Origin of the sequence: Sphingomonas sp. Sphisp66 (genome assembly GCF_047324325.1) — a bacterium.
Lineage (GTDB): Bacteria > Pseudomonadota > Alphaproteobacteria > Sphingomonadales > Sphingomonadaceae > Sphingomonas.
Genome location: NZ_CP168508.1, coordinates 498,054 through 511,907, shown reverse-complemented (window position 1 = coordinate 511,907; position 13,854 = coordinate 498,054). Strand labels below are relative to the sequence as shown.

The 13,854-nt window shown below is 67.7% G+C and carries 14 protein-coding genes; 9 read left to right on the top strand and 5 right to left on the bottom strand.

Going from position 1 to position 13,854, the window contains the following annotated elements; genetic code table 11:
- Nucleotides 1-105: 105 nt before the first annotated feature.
- From ACEN8G_RS02455 to ACEN8G_RS02445, 3 genes are read left to right on the top strand one after another with little or no spacing between them, the layout of a single operon-like run.
- Nucleotides 106-810, top strand: a complete 705-nt coding sequence (locus ACEN8G_RS02455) for a SapC family protein (protein ID WP_413414868.1) — start codon at nucleotides 106-108, stop codon at nucleotides 808-810.
- Nucleotides 807-1,844 (top strand): cupin-like domain-containing protein, encoded by a 1,038-nt coding sequence (locus ACEN8G_RS02450; protein WP_413414869.1) that lies wholly within the window; start codon nucleotides 807-809, stop codon nucleotides 1,842-1,844. The genes ACEN8G_RS02455 and ACEN8G_RS02450 overlap by 4 nt, the downstream gene beginning before the upstream one ends.
- Nucleotides 1,845-1,855: 11 nt before the next feature.
- Nucleotides 1,856-3,337, top strand: a complete 1,482-nt coding sequence (locus ACEN8G_RS02445; RefSeq protein WP_413414870.1) for a tryptophan halogenase family protein — start codon at nucleotides 1,856-1,858, stop codon at nucleotides 3,335-3,337.
- A gap of 30 nt (nucleotides 3,338-3,367) precedes the next feature.
- Here ACEN8G_RS02445 and ACEN8G_RS02440 read toward each other — a convergent pair whose 3' ends face one another.
- The gene (locus tag ACEN8G_RS02440; protein WP_413414871.1) at nucleotides 3,368-3,766 is read right to left on the bottom strand and encodes a DUF3597 domain-containing protein; all 399 of its coding nucleotides are present in this window, start codon (nucleotides 3,764-3,766) and stop codon (nucleotides 3,368-3,370) included.
- 155 nt (nucleotides 3,767-3,921) lie between these two features.
- Here ACEN8G_RS02440 and ACEN8G_RS02435 point away from each other — a divergent pair, with 155 nt between their 5' ends.
- Nucleotides 3,922-4,488, top strand: a complete 567-nt coding sequence (locus tag ACEN8G_RS02435) for a DUF4142 domain-containing protein (protein ID WP_413740723.1) — start codon at nucleotides 3,922-3,924, stop codon at nucleotides 4,486-4,488.
- Between the two features lie 35 nt (nucleotides 4,489-4,523).
- Here the strand turns inward: ACEN8G_RS02435 and ACEN8G_RS02430 are convergent, their stop codons facing one another.
- From ACEN8G_RS02430 to ACEN8G_RS02415, 4 genes are all read right to left on the bottom strand, one after another.
- Nucleotides 4,524-4,715, bottom strand: coding sequence for a hypothetical protein (locus tag ACEN8G_RS02430; protein WP_413414873.1), 192 nt, complete (start codon nucleotides 4,713-4,715; stop codon nucleotides 4,524-4,526).
- Entirely contained in the window at nucleotides 4,699-4,998 is a 300-nt protein-coding gene (locus tag ACEN8G_RS02425; protein WP_413414874.1) for a hypothetical protein, read from the bottom strand. The genes ACEN8G_RS02430 and ACEN8G_RS02425 overlap by 17 nt, the downstream gene beginning before the upstream one ends.
- On the bottom strand, nucleotides 4,995-5,183 hold the full coding sequence (locus ACEN8G_RS02420) for a hypothetical protein (protein ID WP_413414875.1): 189 nt from the start codon (nucleotides 5,181-5,183) through the stop codon (nucleotides 4,995-4,997). Before ACEN8G_RS02420 ends, ACEN8G_RS02425 begins: the two co-directional genes overlap by 4 nt.
- A 103-nt stretch (nucleotides 5,184-5,286) precedes the next feature.
- Complete coding sequence (locus tag ACEN8G_RS02415; protein WP_413414876.1) at nucleotides 5,287-6,372, bottom strand: Gfo/Idh/MocA family protein; 1,086 nt, start codon at nucleotides 6,370-6,372, stop codon at nucleotides 5,287-5,289.
- Nucleotides 6,373-6,464: 92 nt separating this feature from the next.
- Here ACEN8G_RS02415 and ACEN8G_RS02410 point away from each other — a divergent pair, with 92 nt between their 5' ends.
- The 5 genes from ACEN8G_RS02410 (at nucleotide 6,465) to ACEN8G_RS02390 (ending at nucleotide 13,795) form a co-directional block, all read left to right on the top strand.
- On the top strand, nucleotides 6,465-7,520 hold the full coding sequence (locus ACEN8G_RS02410; protein ID WP_413414877.1) for an LLM class flavin-dependent oxidoreductase: 1,056 nt from the start codon (nucleotides 6,465-6,467) through the stop codon (nucleotides 7,518-7,520).
- Between the two features lie 319 nt (nucleotides 7,521-7,839).
- Nucleotides 7,840-8,592: a phytanoyl-CoA dioxygenase family protein gene (locus tag ACEN8G_RS02405; protein WP_413414879.1), complete on the top strand. Its 753-nt coding sequence runs from the start codon at nucleotides 7,840-7,842 to the stop codon at nucleotides 8,590-8,592.
- Nucleotides 8,589-9,836, top strand: a complete 1,248-nt coding sequence (locus ACEN8G_RS02400) for an MFS transporter (protein WP_413414881.1) — start codon at nucleotides 8,589-8,591, stop codon at nucleotides 9,834-9,836. Before ACEN8G_RS02405 ends, ACEN8G_RS02400 begins: the two co-directional genes overlap by 4 nt.
- A gap of 36 nt (nucleotides 9,837-9,872) precedes the next feature.
- Complete coding sequence (locus ACEN8G_RS02395) at nucleotides 9,873-11,426, top strand: sulfatase (protein WP_413414882.1); 1,554 nt, start codon at nucleotides 9,873-9,875, stop codon at nucleotides 11,424-11,426.
- 92 nt (nucleotides 11,427-11,518) lie between these two features.
- Nucleotides 11,519-13,795 (top strand): TonB-dependent receptor, encoded by a 2,277-nt coding sequence (locus ACEN8G_RS02390; RefSeq protein WP_413414883.1) that lies wholly within the window; start codon nucleotides 11,519-11,521, stop codon nucleotides 13,793-13,795.
- The last annotated feature ends 59 nt before the right edge of the window (nucleotides 13,796-13,854 follow it).

The following is a 13,854-nucleotide window of genomic DNA, read 5'->3' as shown; positions in this document are numbered from 1 at the left end:
GGGGAACTGGGGCTGCCGCCATGTGCGGCGGCCCCTTTCTCCTGATGATTGAGGCCCGGCGCGCTTTGCGCCATGCTGGCCTTCCACAGCTGGATTTCCATCACGATGACCCGACCGGTCGCGCTCGACAATGTCGCCCATGCCGATCTGCGCGTCGCGCTACGCCACGGCGCCGCCTATGGCGATTCAGTCAACCAGGCGCTGCTCTTCCCCACCGAATTCGCCGACGCCCAGCGCGACTTCCCGATCCTGTTCAACCGCGATCCCGCCGAGGGCCTCCAGGCGGTCGCCCTGCTCGGGCTCGACCGTGACGAGAATCTGTTCCTCGAAGGCGATCGCTGGGCGAGCCGCCACATCCCGCTGATCCTCCAGCGTGGCCCCTTCCTGATCGGCCTGACCGAGGAGGGCGCGGGCGCCGTGATTCAGATCGACTTCGACGACCCCCGGGTCGACGCCGAGGACGGCGAACCGCTGTTCCTGCCGCAGGGCGGGCAGACCCGCTATCTCGACCATGTCGGCCGCATCCTCGCCGCGATCCATGTCGGCATGGGCGAGGCCGCGGCGATGTACGCCGCGTTCGATGCGCTCGGGCTGATCCAGCCGGTCGCGCTCGAGCTGATGCTCGACGAGGAGCGCCGCTACATGATCGCCGATCACGAAGTGCTCGCCGCCGAGCGGCTCGACGCGCTCGATGCCGCGCAGCTGGGGGAACTGCACCGCGCCGGCTATCTCGGCCCCGCCTTCCTGATCGCCGCCTCGCTCGGCAACATGTCGCGGCTGATCGAGCGCAAGACCGTGGCAAGCGCGTGAACCTGGTCGCGGACAGCGCCCCGCGGGTCCGCGAGCTGCACGGCGTCTCGCTCGGCGCCATTCCCTATGCCGAGCTGCTCGAAGCGCAGGCGCCGGTGATCCTGCGCGGCGTGGCGCGCGACTGGCCGCTGGTCGCCGCCGCGCGCGAGGGCGACGCCGCCGTCATCGCCTATCTGGAGCGCTTCGATTCCGGCCAGCCGGTGGTCGGCTTCACCGGAGCCCCCGCGATCCAGGGCCGCTTCCACTATAATCCCCAGTTGACCGGCTTCAATTTCGAAGGCGCCCGGGTCGGCATGACCGATTTCCTCGAACGGCTGCGCGCCGGGCTCGACGCGCCCGATCCCGAGAGCCTCTATATCGGCTCTACCGATCTCGACCGCTATCTGCCCGGCTTCCGCGCCGAGAACGACCTGCCGCTCGGCGATCCGATGTTCGCGCACGGCGTGCTCGCCAGCATCTGGATCGGCAACCGCACCACCGCGCATGCGCATCACGACATGTCGCACAACATGGCGATCTGCGCGGCCGGGCGCCGGCGCTTCACCCTGTTCCCGCCCGACCAGGTCGCCAATCTCTATCCCGGCCCGCTCGAGCCGACCCCCGGCGGCCAGGTGATCTCGATGGTCGACTTCGCCGCGCCCGACTTCGCCGCCCACCCGCGCTTCCGCGAAGCGATGGCCGCGGCGCAGGTCGCCGAGCTGGAGCCGGGGGACCTGCTCTTCTACCCCGCGCTCTGGTGGCACCATGTCGAGGCGCTGGCGCGCTTCAACGTGCTGGTCAATTACTGGTGGAACGAGGCGCCGGCGTTCCTCGACACGCCGCAGACCACCCTGCTCCACGCGATGCTTAGCCTGCGCGACCGCTCGCCGGCGGAGAAGGCGGCGTGGCGGGCGATGTTCGACTATTATGTCTTCGGTCCCGCGGATGAGGCCGCGGCGCATCTGCCGGCGCATGCCCAGGGACCGCTCGCGCCGATCGACGCAACGTCTGCACGGCGCTTGCGCGCGCAGATCATCAACAAGCTCAATCGCTAAGGGGAACGGGGATGGACCAGGCACCGGTCAGGCGCGTCGTGATCGCGGGCGGCGGCACCGCCGGCTGGATCGCCGCGGCAGCGCTCGCCAAGACGCTCGGGCCGCTGCTCGAGATCACCCTGGTCGAGAGCGACGAGATCGGCACGATCGGCGTCGGCGAGAGCACCATCCCCACCGCGCGCACCTTCCACCAGCTGCTCGGCATCGACGAGAAGGCGTTCCTCCGCGAGACGCTGTCCACCTTCAAGCTCGGCATCCTGTTCGAGGACTGGGCGCGAGAGGGCGACCGCTACATCCACAGCTTCGGCCAGATCGGCAAATCGACCTGGATGGGCGACTTCCACCATTTCTGGCTGGAGGCGCGCGCGGAAGGCTGGGGCGGCGATCTCGGCGACTATTGCTTCGAGCTGCAGGCCGCCAAGGCCGAACGCTTCGCCATCCCCGAGCAGGGGCACATCAACTATGCCTATCATCTCGATGCCGGCCGCTATGCCCGGTTTCTGCGCGCTTTCGCGGAACCGCAGGGGGTAAACCGTATCGAGGGCAAGATCGAAAGCGTCGAACAGCACCCCGAAACCGGCTTCGTCACCGCCCTCAAGCTCGCCTCGGGCGAGCGACTGGAAGGCGACCTGTTCATCGACTGCACCGGCTTTCGCGGCCTGCTGATCGAGCAGACATTGCACGCCGGATACGAGGATTGGGGCCATTGGCTCCCCACCGACAGCGCGCTTGCGGTGCAGACAGAATCCGTAGGCCCCGCAGTACCTTACACCCGCGCGACGGCGCATGAGGCGGGCTGGCAATGGCGCATTCCGCTCCAGCACCGGGTCGGCAACGGGCTGGTCTATGCGAAGGATTTCCTCGACGACGAAAAGGCCCGCGCGCTGCTCGACAGCCGGATCGAAGGCAAGACGCTGATCGAGCCGCGCCTGATCCGCTTCAAGGCCGGCCGCCGCAAGAAAGTGTGGGACAAGAACGTCATAGCCCTTGGTCTCGCCAGCGGCTTCGTCGAGCCGCTGGAATCGACCAGCATCCACCTGATCATGATCGCGATCACCCGGCTGGTGCAGCTCTTCCCGTTCGGCGGGATCGGCGAAGGCGTCGCGGCGCGGTTCAATGCGCTCAGCCATGTCGAGATCGAGCGGATCCGCGACTTCATCATCCTCCATTATCACCTGAACCAGCGGAACGACGGCGGCTTCTGGGATCATTGCCGGACGATGGAGATCCCCGACTCGCTCGCCGAGCGGATCGAGGCGTTCCGCGACGGCGCGATCGCCTGGCAGGCATCGGACGACCTGTTCCGGGTCGACAGCTGGGTGCAGGTGATGCTCGGCCAGCGGCTGGAGCCGCGGAGCCATCATCACATGGGCCGGATGATCGTAGAGGGCGAGTTGCAGACCGCGCTCGGCGAGCTGAAGTCCGGCATCGCGCGCAGCGTGGCGCAGATGCCGGGGCACCAGCAGTTCCTGGACCGCTATCTCGCCGCCTGAGCGAACGGGACAGCGGTCCCGGCAGGCACGTCAGGCGTTGCGCAGGCTGTCCGGCACCACGCCGCCATTCTCGGCGAGCTTGGCCATCACCGCCTTGTGCAAGGCGATGTTCTGCTCGGCGCTGCCATGCTCGCCCGCATGCACGTTCAATTCCTCGGCGAGCTCCTTGCGCGCATCGAGGCTCGAATCGAGGTCGAGCAGCTTGAGCAGGTCGACGATCGACGTCTGGTAGTTGCCGCCGCCGCCCTTCATCTCGGCCATCTCGGAAAGCACCGCGCCGACATCGACCTGCGCGGCCGGCTCGGGCACCGGCGCGGGGGCCGGCGCAGCCGCCGCCTCGGCGGGGGCAGGCTCGGGTGCGGGGGCCGGTGCGGGCGTGGCCGATTTGTGCCCGAAGATCTTCCCCATGATGTTGCCGAAGATGCTCATCTCTTCCTCCCGTCCATGCGCCGACACGGCGCCCCTGCAGAACGCACGCACCATCAAAGGGTTCGGGCGGAACGGGCGATAAAGGTGGGCGTTCCCCTGACAGCCCCTCCTTGCGGGGCCATGCCAGGGAGGTACGGATGCCAATAGTTCGTTGGATGACACTGGGCGCCGCCGCGCTCGCGCTCGCCGGCTGCGGCTCGAAGACCGAGACCAGCAGCACCGACACCACCACGACGACCACGACCACCAACACCGACATGGGGATGATGGCCAACGGCACGGACATGGCGCCCGCGCCGGCAGTCTCGGCAGGCCAGGCCTTCGCCAATGCCGCAGCGTCCAGCGACGCCTTCGAGATCGCCAGCTCGCAGCTCGCCGAAGGGCAGGCCGCGTCGGCGGCAGTGAAGAAATTCGCCGCGGCGATGATCAAGGCGCACACCGAATCGACCGCCAAGCTCAAGACCGCCGCCGGCGCGATCACCCCCGATCCCACGCTGACCGCGGAGCAGCAGCAGACGCTGGATTCGCTGAAGCCGCTCAAGGGGCCCGACTTCGACAAGGCCTATGCCGCCGCCCAGGTCGATGCGCACGAGAAGACGCTCGCCGCGCTCAAGGTCAATGCCGCCGACACCAATGTGCCGGCCCCACTGCGCGACTTCGCGACCAAGCTGAGCCCCACGGTCGCCGCGCATCTCAACATGGCCAAGGGCCTGAAGCTCTAGGCCCGAAAAGGGCGGCCGCGCCTCGGCGGGCCGCCCTATTTGCGCTTGTGCTCCGAGCGCGCGAATTCCGCGACCACCTCGGAGAAGTCGCCGTCGCTCACTTCGGCCAGCGGATCCTCCTCGCCGGTCATCGGGATGTCGTCCGGCTCGGCGCCGGCGAGCGCATCGGCCGCGCCCTCGCGCGGCGGCGGCCCCTGCTGGTCGTTCGGCTTAGGGTTCTGCTCCATCGCTTCCTCCGTCAGGCACCCGCGGCGCCACCGGCCGCCCGCGCGCCCGCACCGGCTCGCCCCGCGCGGCGCGGCTCAGCTGGTTGAGCTGCCGGCGCAGCGACGGCCCGTCCAGATGCGACGCGACGTTCGAATAGCCTTCCGCATTCAACTGCCGTTCGATCTGATCGATCCGTTCATAGCTTCCCGATTTGGCCAGTTCGATGGCGCGCTCGATCAGGGTCTTTCCATGCATGCGCCCGTTGTGGACGCGATCGCCGGCGCTGGCTTCAACATAGGTCAAGATATGCGGGCGGCACGCGAGGACTGCATCAGGTTGCGGAGCTGCTTGCGGAAGGTGGGTGCCGAGAAATGCTGCGCAGCATTCGAATAGCCTTCGAACGACACTTCGCGCTCGATCTCCTCGATGCGGCGATAGGCGCCGGTATTGGCCAGCTCCAGCCCGCGCTCGATGATCGACTTCGACATGGCGTCCTCCCTGCATGGTCGCATATGCCCGGGAGAACTCGGTGCCCGGCATCGGGGTTCCTGCAAAACCGCCGGGATTCACATGGATCAGGCACGTTCCACGCTAGGCGCCCAGCAACTCCCGCAGCTCGACGACGCGGCGCTCCCGCGCGCTGATCTCGGCAGCGGCACCGATCGCGACCGCGAGCAGACCGTCCCGCGCGGTGACTTCGACCGCGCCTTCCCCGCGCACCGCCCGGGCAAAGGCTTCGTGCTGGTGGAAGGTCGCGCCGTGATGCGAGCCTGCCGCCATCGCGACCTCGTCGACTGCCACCAGTTCGCGCTCCACCTGCTTGGGTGCGCGCAGCGGCACCCGTGGCGAGAAGACCAGCTCGCCCGGCGGCACCAGCACGTCGAGCCGCGCCCGGTCGCCCGTCGCCGACAGCGCCTCCTGATGCTCCACCCCTTCGGCGAACATGCACAGGTCGAGCATCGCGCGCGTACCGTCGGCGAAATCGACCACGGTGAAGCTGTTGTCGAGGATGTCCGGCGTCTCGCCGCCATAACGCTCGTCGCGGTGGTTCACGTCCATCGCGCCCGAGCAATAGACGCGCACCGCCTCGCTGCGCGTGATCAGCCGCATCAGGTCGAAGAAATGGCAGCATTTCTCGACCATCGTCCCGCCGGTGTTGCGCGCGAAGCGATTCCAGTCGCCGACCTTGGGCAGGAACGGGAAGCGATGCTCGCGCATCGACACCATCTGCAGCTTGCCGACCCGGCCGCCATGGACCTGCTCGACGAAGCGCGCGACCGGCGGCATGTAGCGATACTCCATGCCCGTCCAGAACGGCGCGGCGCGCCCCTCGGCCTGCTCGACGATCCAGCGGGCATCCTCGATGGTCGTCGCCAGCGGCTTCTCGCACAGGATCGCCACGCCCCGGTCGAGCAGCGGCGGCAGCACGTCCCGATGGGTGTTGTTGGGCGAGGCGATGATAACAGCGTCGATCTCGCCCTGCTCCGCCAGCGCCTCGACCGAGCGGAACCGGGCGGGCCGTTCCTCCCCCAGGAACGCATCGGCCCAGCCGAGCGACGCCTCGACCGGATCGGCGATCGCGGTGATCTTCGCGCCCGGAATCAGGCGGATGTTGCGGATATGCTCGCAGCCCATCATGCCGGTGCCAACGATGCCGTAGCGGATTGTCTCGACCATAATTCCTATGCCCGTGCTGGGATTAAACTTCTTGGCGCGAACCGCCGGGGAAGCGCAAGACTGGCCCGGCGGACAACGGGAGAAGATTTTCTATGGGCAGGTGCGAAGTCAGCTGGTTCTCGGCCCTGTGCGACGATGACTACGAGTTTCTCGGCGTCCCCGAGCCCCGGCTCCAGTCGAGCTGGGAGCATTGCCGCGACATCGCCCTGCAGGCCGAGAGCCTCGGCTTCGACAATATCCTGCTGCCTTCCGGCTACGCGCTCGGCATCGACACCACGGCCTTCGCCGCCGCGATCGCCACCTGGGTCCGCCGTATCCGGCTGCTGATGGCGGTGCGGATCGGCGAGAACTGGCCGCCCCAGCTCGCCCGCCAGATCGCCACGATCGACCAGATGCTCGGCGGCAGGCTGGCGATCAACATCATCTCGAGCGACCTGCCCGGCGAGACGCTGGACAGCGCGCCGCGCTATGCCCGCACGGTCGAGGCGATGGCGATCCTGCGCACGCTGCTCAACGGCGAGCCGCTCGACCACGATGGCGAGTTCTGGAAGCTGAAGCTCAAGCCGCCGCGCATCGCCACCGTCTCGGGCCGGGCGCCCCAATTCTATTTCGGCGGGCTATCCGAACCCGCGCGCGACGCCGCCGCCAAGGGCGCGGACGTCTATCTGATGTGGCCCGACACGCTGCCGGCGGTGCGCGAGACGATCGACGACCTCCGCGCCCGCGCGGTAAAGGAGGGCCGCAGCCTGCGCTTCGGCTACCGCGTCCATGTCGTGGTGCGCGAGACCGAGGAAGAAGCGCGCGCCGCCGCCGACCGGTTCGTCTCGCACCTCGATGCCGGAACCGGTGCCCGCATCCGCGCCAACTCGCTCGACAGCAGCTCGGCGGGCGTGCGCCGCCAGGCGGAGCTGCGAGAGGCGGCGGGCGGCGAATATATCGAGGACAATCTCTGGACCGGGATCGGCCGGGCCCGCTCGGGCTGCGGCGCGGCGATCGTCGGCGATCCGGACCAGGTGCTCGCCAAGCTCCAGGCCTATCAGGCGGAGGGGATCGAGGCGTTCATCCTGTCGGGCTATCCCCACGCCGCCGAAGCCGACCTGTTCGCCCGCCACGTCCTGCCCCGGCTCGATCACGGCCCGCTGGGATAAACGCCCGTCCCAATGGCTCCCTCCCGCCTGCGGGAGGGGAACGCCTTTGATCAAGTCGCGACCAGGCGCCCCTCCTCCGTCATCCCCGCGTAGGCGGGGATCCAGGGTAGCGAAGGACAGCCGGCGGAATAGCAAGGCGATCGACGAAGCCGCCGAAACGCACCGCGGAGGTTTCGTACCTGGCCCTGGATCCCCGCCTTCGCGCGGATGACGGCAAGATAGCCTCTCGCCAGCCCAGCCCCGCAATCCCCATCGCACAACTAGGGATTGATAGATTTTCTTGGTGGCCCCGCCGCACCCGCGGCCTAGCATCCGCCCCATGAGCTATGCGCGCCAGTCAGAGCAGTTCGCGGAACAGGGCTATGCCGTGTTCGAAGGCCTGCTGAAGGGCGAGCTGCTCGAGCTGCTGCGCGCGCAGTGCGACGCCTTTGTCGCGCGCGAGGATGCGCGGATGGACGCCGCCGGCACCGACACGCTCGGCATCAGCCATCGCGGCCGGCGCTATTTCGCCAATGAATGCCAGCGCGAGCAGCCGGCGTTGCGGCGCATGCTGTTCAGCCCGCAACTGGCCGAGCTGTGCCGGGCGACGCTCGGCGACACCGCCTATTTCTTCTTCGACCAATATGTCGTGAAGGGGCCCGAGGGTGGCCTGCCGTTCAGCTGGCACCAGGATTCGGGCTATGTCGTCGGCTATGGCGGACCCGCCGACCATCTGCCCTATCTCACCTGCTGGTGCCCGCTCGACGATGCGACGGTCGACAATGGCACGGTGCGCGTGGTGCCGGGCAGCCATCTGCGCGGCATCGTCCCCCATGTGAAGCGCGAGGGTAGCAACGACCTCGCCGCCGAGGTCGACGAAGCGGACAGCGTCGCGATCGAGGTGCCAGCGGGCAGCATCGTCGCCTTTTCCAGCCTGACGCCGCACGCCACCGGCGCCAACCGCACCGACAGGCCGCGCCGCGTCTATCTCGCGCAATACACCGCCGAGGCAATGCTCAACCCCGGCACCAGGCAGCTGCGCCGCAACGCCATCCCGCTCGTCCAGGGCGGCCGTCAGGTGAGCTTCGCATGACGTTGTCGCCGGGACGCCGCTGGGCCCTGTTCGCGCTGCTGCTGGTGGCGGGCATCCTCAACCTGGTCGATCGCCAGATCATCTCGGTGCTCAAGCCGGTGATCTCCGCCGATCTCGGCTGGAGCGACAATGACTATGGCACGCTCGCCGCCTGGTTCCAGGGATCGGCGGCGGTCGCCTTCCTGTTCACCGGCTGGATCGTCGACCGGGCCGGGGTCAAATGGGCCAATCCGCTCGGCGTGGCGGCATGGAGCCTCGCCGCGATCGGCCATGCCTGGGCCGTGACGATGGGCCAGTTCGCCTTTGTCCGCGCGGCGCTCGGCGCGACCGAGGCGATGGGCACGCCGAGCGGCATCAAGACGATCGCGACGATCTTCCCGCCGCACCTGCGCTCGACCGGCTATGGCATCGGCAACGGCGTCAACAGTTTCGGCGGCATCCTCGCCCCGCTGCTGATCCCGCTGCTCGCCGCCGGCTATGGCTGGCGCGCGGCATTCGTCTTCGCCGGGGTGGTCGGCCTTGTCTGGGCCGGCGCCTGGCTGGTTGCGGTCCGCGGCGTGAAGTTCGAGGACACCCCGGCACCAACCGACGCGGCGGACGCACCGGTCTATGGCCCGATCCTCCGCGAGCGCCGCACCTGGGCGATCGCCGTCGCCAAGATCCTGTCGGATTCGACCTGGTGGCTGATGCTGTTCTGGATGCCCGACTTCTTCCATCGCCAGTTCGGCCTCCAGGGCACCGCGCTCGGCCCGCCGCTCGCGATCGCCTATACCGGCTCGGCGATCGGTGCGATGATCGCGGGCACGCTCGCCACCCGGCTGCTGGTCCGCGGGGCAAGGCTGGACCGGGTGCGCAAGGGCGCGATGCTGCTTTCGGGCCTGTTGGTGCTGCCGGTGCCGCTGGCGCTCTATACCGGCGAATTGTGGCAGGCGACGGCGATCCTCGCCCTCACCATGGCGGGGCACCAGGCCTTCTCCACCACGCTCTTCGCGACGATCGCCGATGTGACGCCGCGCGCCAAGGTCGGCCGGGTGACCGCGTTCGGTGCATTCTGCGGCAATGTCGGCGGCATGGCGATCGTCAAGGTGGCCGGCGCGGTGCTGGCGGCGGGGCTCGGCTATCTGCCGCTCTTCCTATTCGCCAGCATCTCCTATCTGCTCGCCCTCGGCTGGATCCATCTGCTGCTGCCGCGCATCCGCCGCGCCGAGCGCGATGCCGGGTCCGATATCGTCGTGGCGCATTGACGCCATTGTTTCCAGCGCACGTAATGAGGTGACGGGATGACGGACAGGATCGATCGCCGCGGGGTATTGCTGGCGGGAAGCGGCGGCGCGTTCGGGCTCTATTCCTGGCAGGCCGAGGCCAAGGCGAACCGACGGGAGCGGCGCCAGCAACGCCGTCTGAAGCGTCTGCCCGGCGTCAAGCCGCGCAACATCCTCTTCGTCCTGACCGACGACCATCGCTACGACGCGATGGGTTTCATGAAGGCCCAGGATTTCGGCGAGACGCCGACACTGGATCGATTGGCGCGCGAAGGCGTCCACTTCCGCAACGCCTTCGTCACCACTGCGCTCTGCTCGCCGTCGCGCGCCTCGATCCTCACCGGCCTCTATGCGCACCAGCACCGGGTGGTGGACAACAACCACCCGATCCCGCCCGGCCTTGTCTATTATCCCGAGTATCTGCGCGAGGCCGGCTACGAGACTGCCTTTATCGGCAAATGGCACATGGGCGCCGAGACCGACGCGCCCCAGCCGGGCTTCGATCATTGGGTGAGCTTCAAGGGCCAGGGCAGCTACCTGCCCGATGCGAACGGACTGAACGTCGATGGTCACACTGTTCCGCAAAAGGGCTACATCACCGACGAGCTCACCGAGTACGCGCTCGACTGGATCGGCAAGCGCGACGGCAAGCGCCCCTGGATGATGCACCTCGCCCACAAGGCAGTGCATTCCGAGTTCATCCCGGCGCCGCGCCATGCCGGCAAGTACGACAAGGAGACGTTCCGCTACCCGGCCTCGATGCAGCCTGGCGTGCCCGGCCGGCCGATGTGGGTCGAGAACCAGCGCAACAGCTGGCACGGCGTCGATTTCGCCTATCACGGCACGCTCGATGTCGCCGATTACTACAAGCGCTACATGGAGACGCTGCTCGCGGTCGACGAAGGGCTGGCGCGGATCATGGACCTGCTCGCGCAGCGCGGCGAGCTCGACGACACGCTGATCGTCTATATGGGCGACAACGGCTTCATGTTCGGCGAGCATGGGCTGATCGACAAGCGCACCGCCTATGAGGAATCGATGCGCGTGCCGCTGCTCGCGCGCTGCCCCGCTCTGTTCGGGCACGGCGCAGTGGAACAGGTGGTCGCCAATATTGACATCGCCCCGACGATGCTTGCCGCAGCGGGCCTCGAGGCACCTGCCGGGCTGGCCGGTGCGAACATGCTGCCACTGGCGCGGGGGCAGAAGCAGCTGCCGTGGCGCAGCGAGCTGCTCTACGAATATTATTGGGAACGCAATTTCCCGCAGACCCCCACCGTCCACGCGCTGCGCGAAGACCGCTACAAATACATGCACTTCCACGGCATCTGGGACCTGGACGAGCTGTACGACCTCGCCGCCGATCCGCACGAGACCGACAATCTCCTGGCGAGGCCGGGGCACGAGGCGCTCGCCCAGCGGATGAGCGAGCGGCTGTTCGGGATTCTCGAGGAAACCGGCGGCATGCAGATCCCGCTCAGCGCCGATGCCGGGGGCCGGAATGAACTTCGGAATGCGAAGGGACCGCTCGGCGCACCCTTCCCGCCACGTTTCCTCCAGCCGCCCAGGCCCTGACCCGAAGCCCGGCCCGCTGTCCCCCAAAGCAAAAGTTTATTTTCCTACCGAATTGGTAGGATATCTTCTCCCGGAACCTCAGGGAGTGAACAATGCAACGAAAGGGATATGGTCGGGTCCGCTCGGCGTCGCGCCTGGCCATGCTGGCGGGGAGCGCCCTGGCGGCCCTCGCGCCGGCGCATGCGCAGGAGACGAATGCGGCTCCGGCGGCGCAGGACAATGGCGAGATCGTCGTCACCGCGCGCTTCCGCACGGAGTCGCTCACCGATGTGCCGATCGCGATCACCGCGCTGAAGGGCGACACGCTCGCCGCCCAGAATCTCAATACCTTGCAGGACATCGCCCAGACGGTGCCGACGCTCGACTTCCGCGCGGGATCGTCGAACAAGGACCGCTCGACCTTCATCCGCGGCATCGGCACGATCACCACCTCGCCCGGCGTCGAGCCGTCGGTCGCAACGGTGATCGACGGCGTCGTCCTCGCCCGTCCCGGCCAGTCGACGCTCGACCTGCTCGACATCGAGCGCGTCGAGATCCTCCGCGGCCCGCAGGGCACGCTGTTCGGCAAGAACGCCTCGGCCGGCGTGATCAACATCGTCTCCAAGGAGCCCGCCAAGCAGCTCGGCTTCAACGCCCAGCTTGGCCTCTACGAAGGCGGCGAATACCGCGTCCGCCTCGGCGCCTCGGGCCCGATCGGCGACGACTGGGGCTTCGCCGTCACCGGCCTGGTCGGCGGGTTCAAGGGCAATGTCCGCAACGTCACCACCGGTGACTGGGTCAATGGCTATGACCGGCAGGGCGGCCGCGCCAAGCTGGTCTACCAGCCGGCGCAGAACCTGAAGTTCACCCTCGCGGGCGACTATGTCTTCACCTACGAGAATGTGCCGACCGGCGTGTTCATCGCGACCTCGCGCGTCGCCTATCCCACCGGCACTGTAACGCCCAACGCCGACCTCGCGGCGATCCTCGCCTCCTCCGGCATCGTGCCGAACGCGAACAACACCCGGGTCGCGCCGAGCTTCGACGCGGACGTGCGCGACAAAAATTACGGCGGCTCCTTCACTGCCGAGATCGGCATCGGCGACCACACGCTGACCGCGATCACCGCCTATCGCGGCTGGAAGAACCGCCAGCACCAGGACTGGGACGGCACCGGCACGCTCACCGCCGCGACTGCCCGCGGCGAGGATATCGGCACGGTCGATTCCGACCAGTTCTCGCAGGAGCTTCGCCTCACCTCGCCCAAGGGCAAGCTGATCGACTATGTCGTCGGCCTCTATTATTTCCACACCGTCGCCCGCGAGCGCTACCAGCGCGGCGTCACCCGCCTCGTCGCCGGCGCGCCCGTCTTCGACCTCGGCGTCGCCAACTACCGCACCGATCTCGACAATTATTCGGTGTTCGGCGAGGCCAATATCAACATCACGCCCCGGTTCCGCGCGATCCTGGGTGGGCGGCTGATCCATGACGACCTCGCCTATGAGCACGCCCGCGTCGCGACCACGGCCACCGGCGTGGCAGGCATCCGTCCCTCCTATTCGAGCTCGGGCGACACGAAGCGGACCGACTTCAGCCTGCGCGCAGGCCTGCAGTACGACCTGAGCGACCGCCTGAACCTCTACGCCACCTATTCGCGCGGCTATAAGGGCCCCGCCTACAACGTCTTCTTCAACATGCAGGCGTTCGACGTGAACCCGCTGGCGCCCGAGACCTCGGACAGCTTCGAGGCGGGCCTGAAGGGCAGCAGCGGCAACGGCGCGGTGACCTACAGCCTGGCCGCCTACCTGACCAAGTTCCACGGGTTCCAGGCGAACTTCCAGGACACCTATCTCGGCACGCTGGTCACCCGCCTGATCAACGCCGGAGACGTTTCGTCGCGCGGCGTAGAGGGCGATATCACCCTGCGGCCGGTGCGCAACCTGAGGCTGAGCGGCGCCTTCGCGTACAATGACGCGCATATCGACCAGTTCCTCTGCCCCGCCTCGGCAGGCGGCGCCTGCGCCAATGTCGACGGGCAGCCCCTGCCCTTCGCGCCGAAGTGGAAGTTCCACGTCGATGGCGGCTACCGCGTGCCGGTCACCGACACGCTGGGCATCGACCTCCAGACCGACTTCAGCTGGAAGGACGACACCCAATATTCGATCACCCAGACTCCCGACACGGTCCAGCCCGCCTATGGCATCTGGAACGCCTCGGTCGGGTTGGTGAGCGATGCCGGCAAGGGCTGGGAAATCCGCGCGGTGATCAAGAACATCGCCAACCAGCACTATTCGCCAGCGATCGGCTATGGCGCGGTGGCGGGCGGCTCCCGCTTCGTGCCGCGCGACAACAGCCGCTATGTCGGGATCAACGCCAACCTGAACTTCTGAAGCAAATGAAAATAGCGGGCGGGCGCATGTCCGTCCGCTTTTTGCTGTCCGTGGCGGGC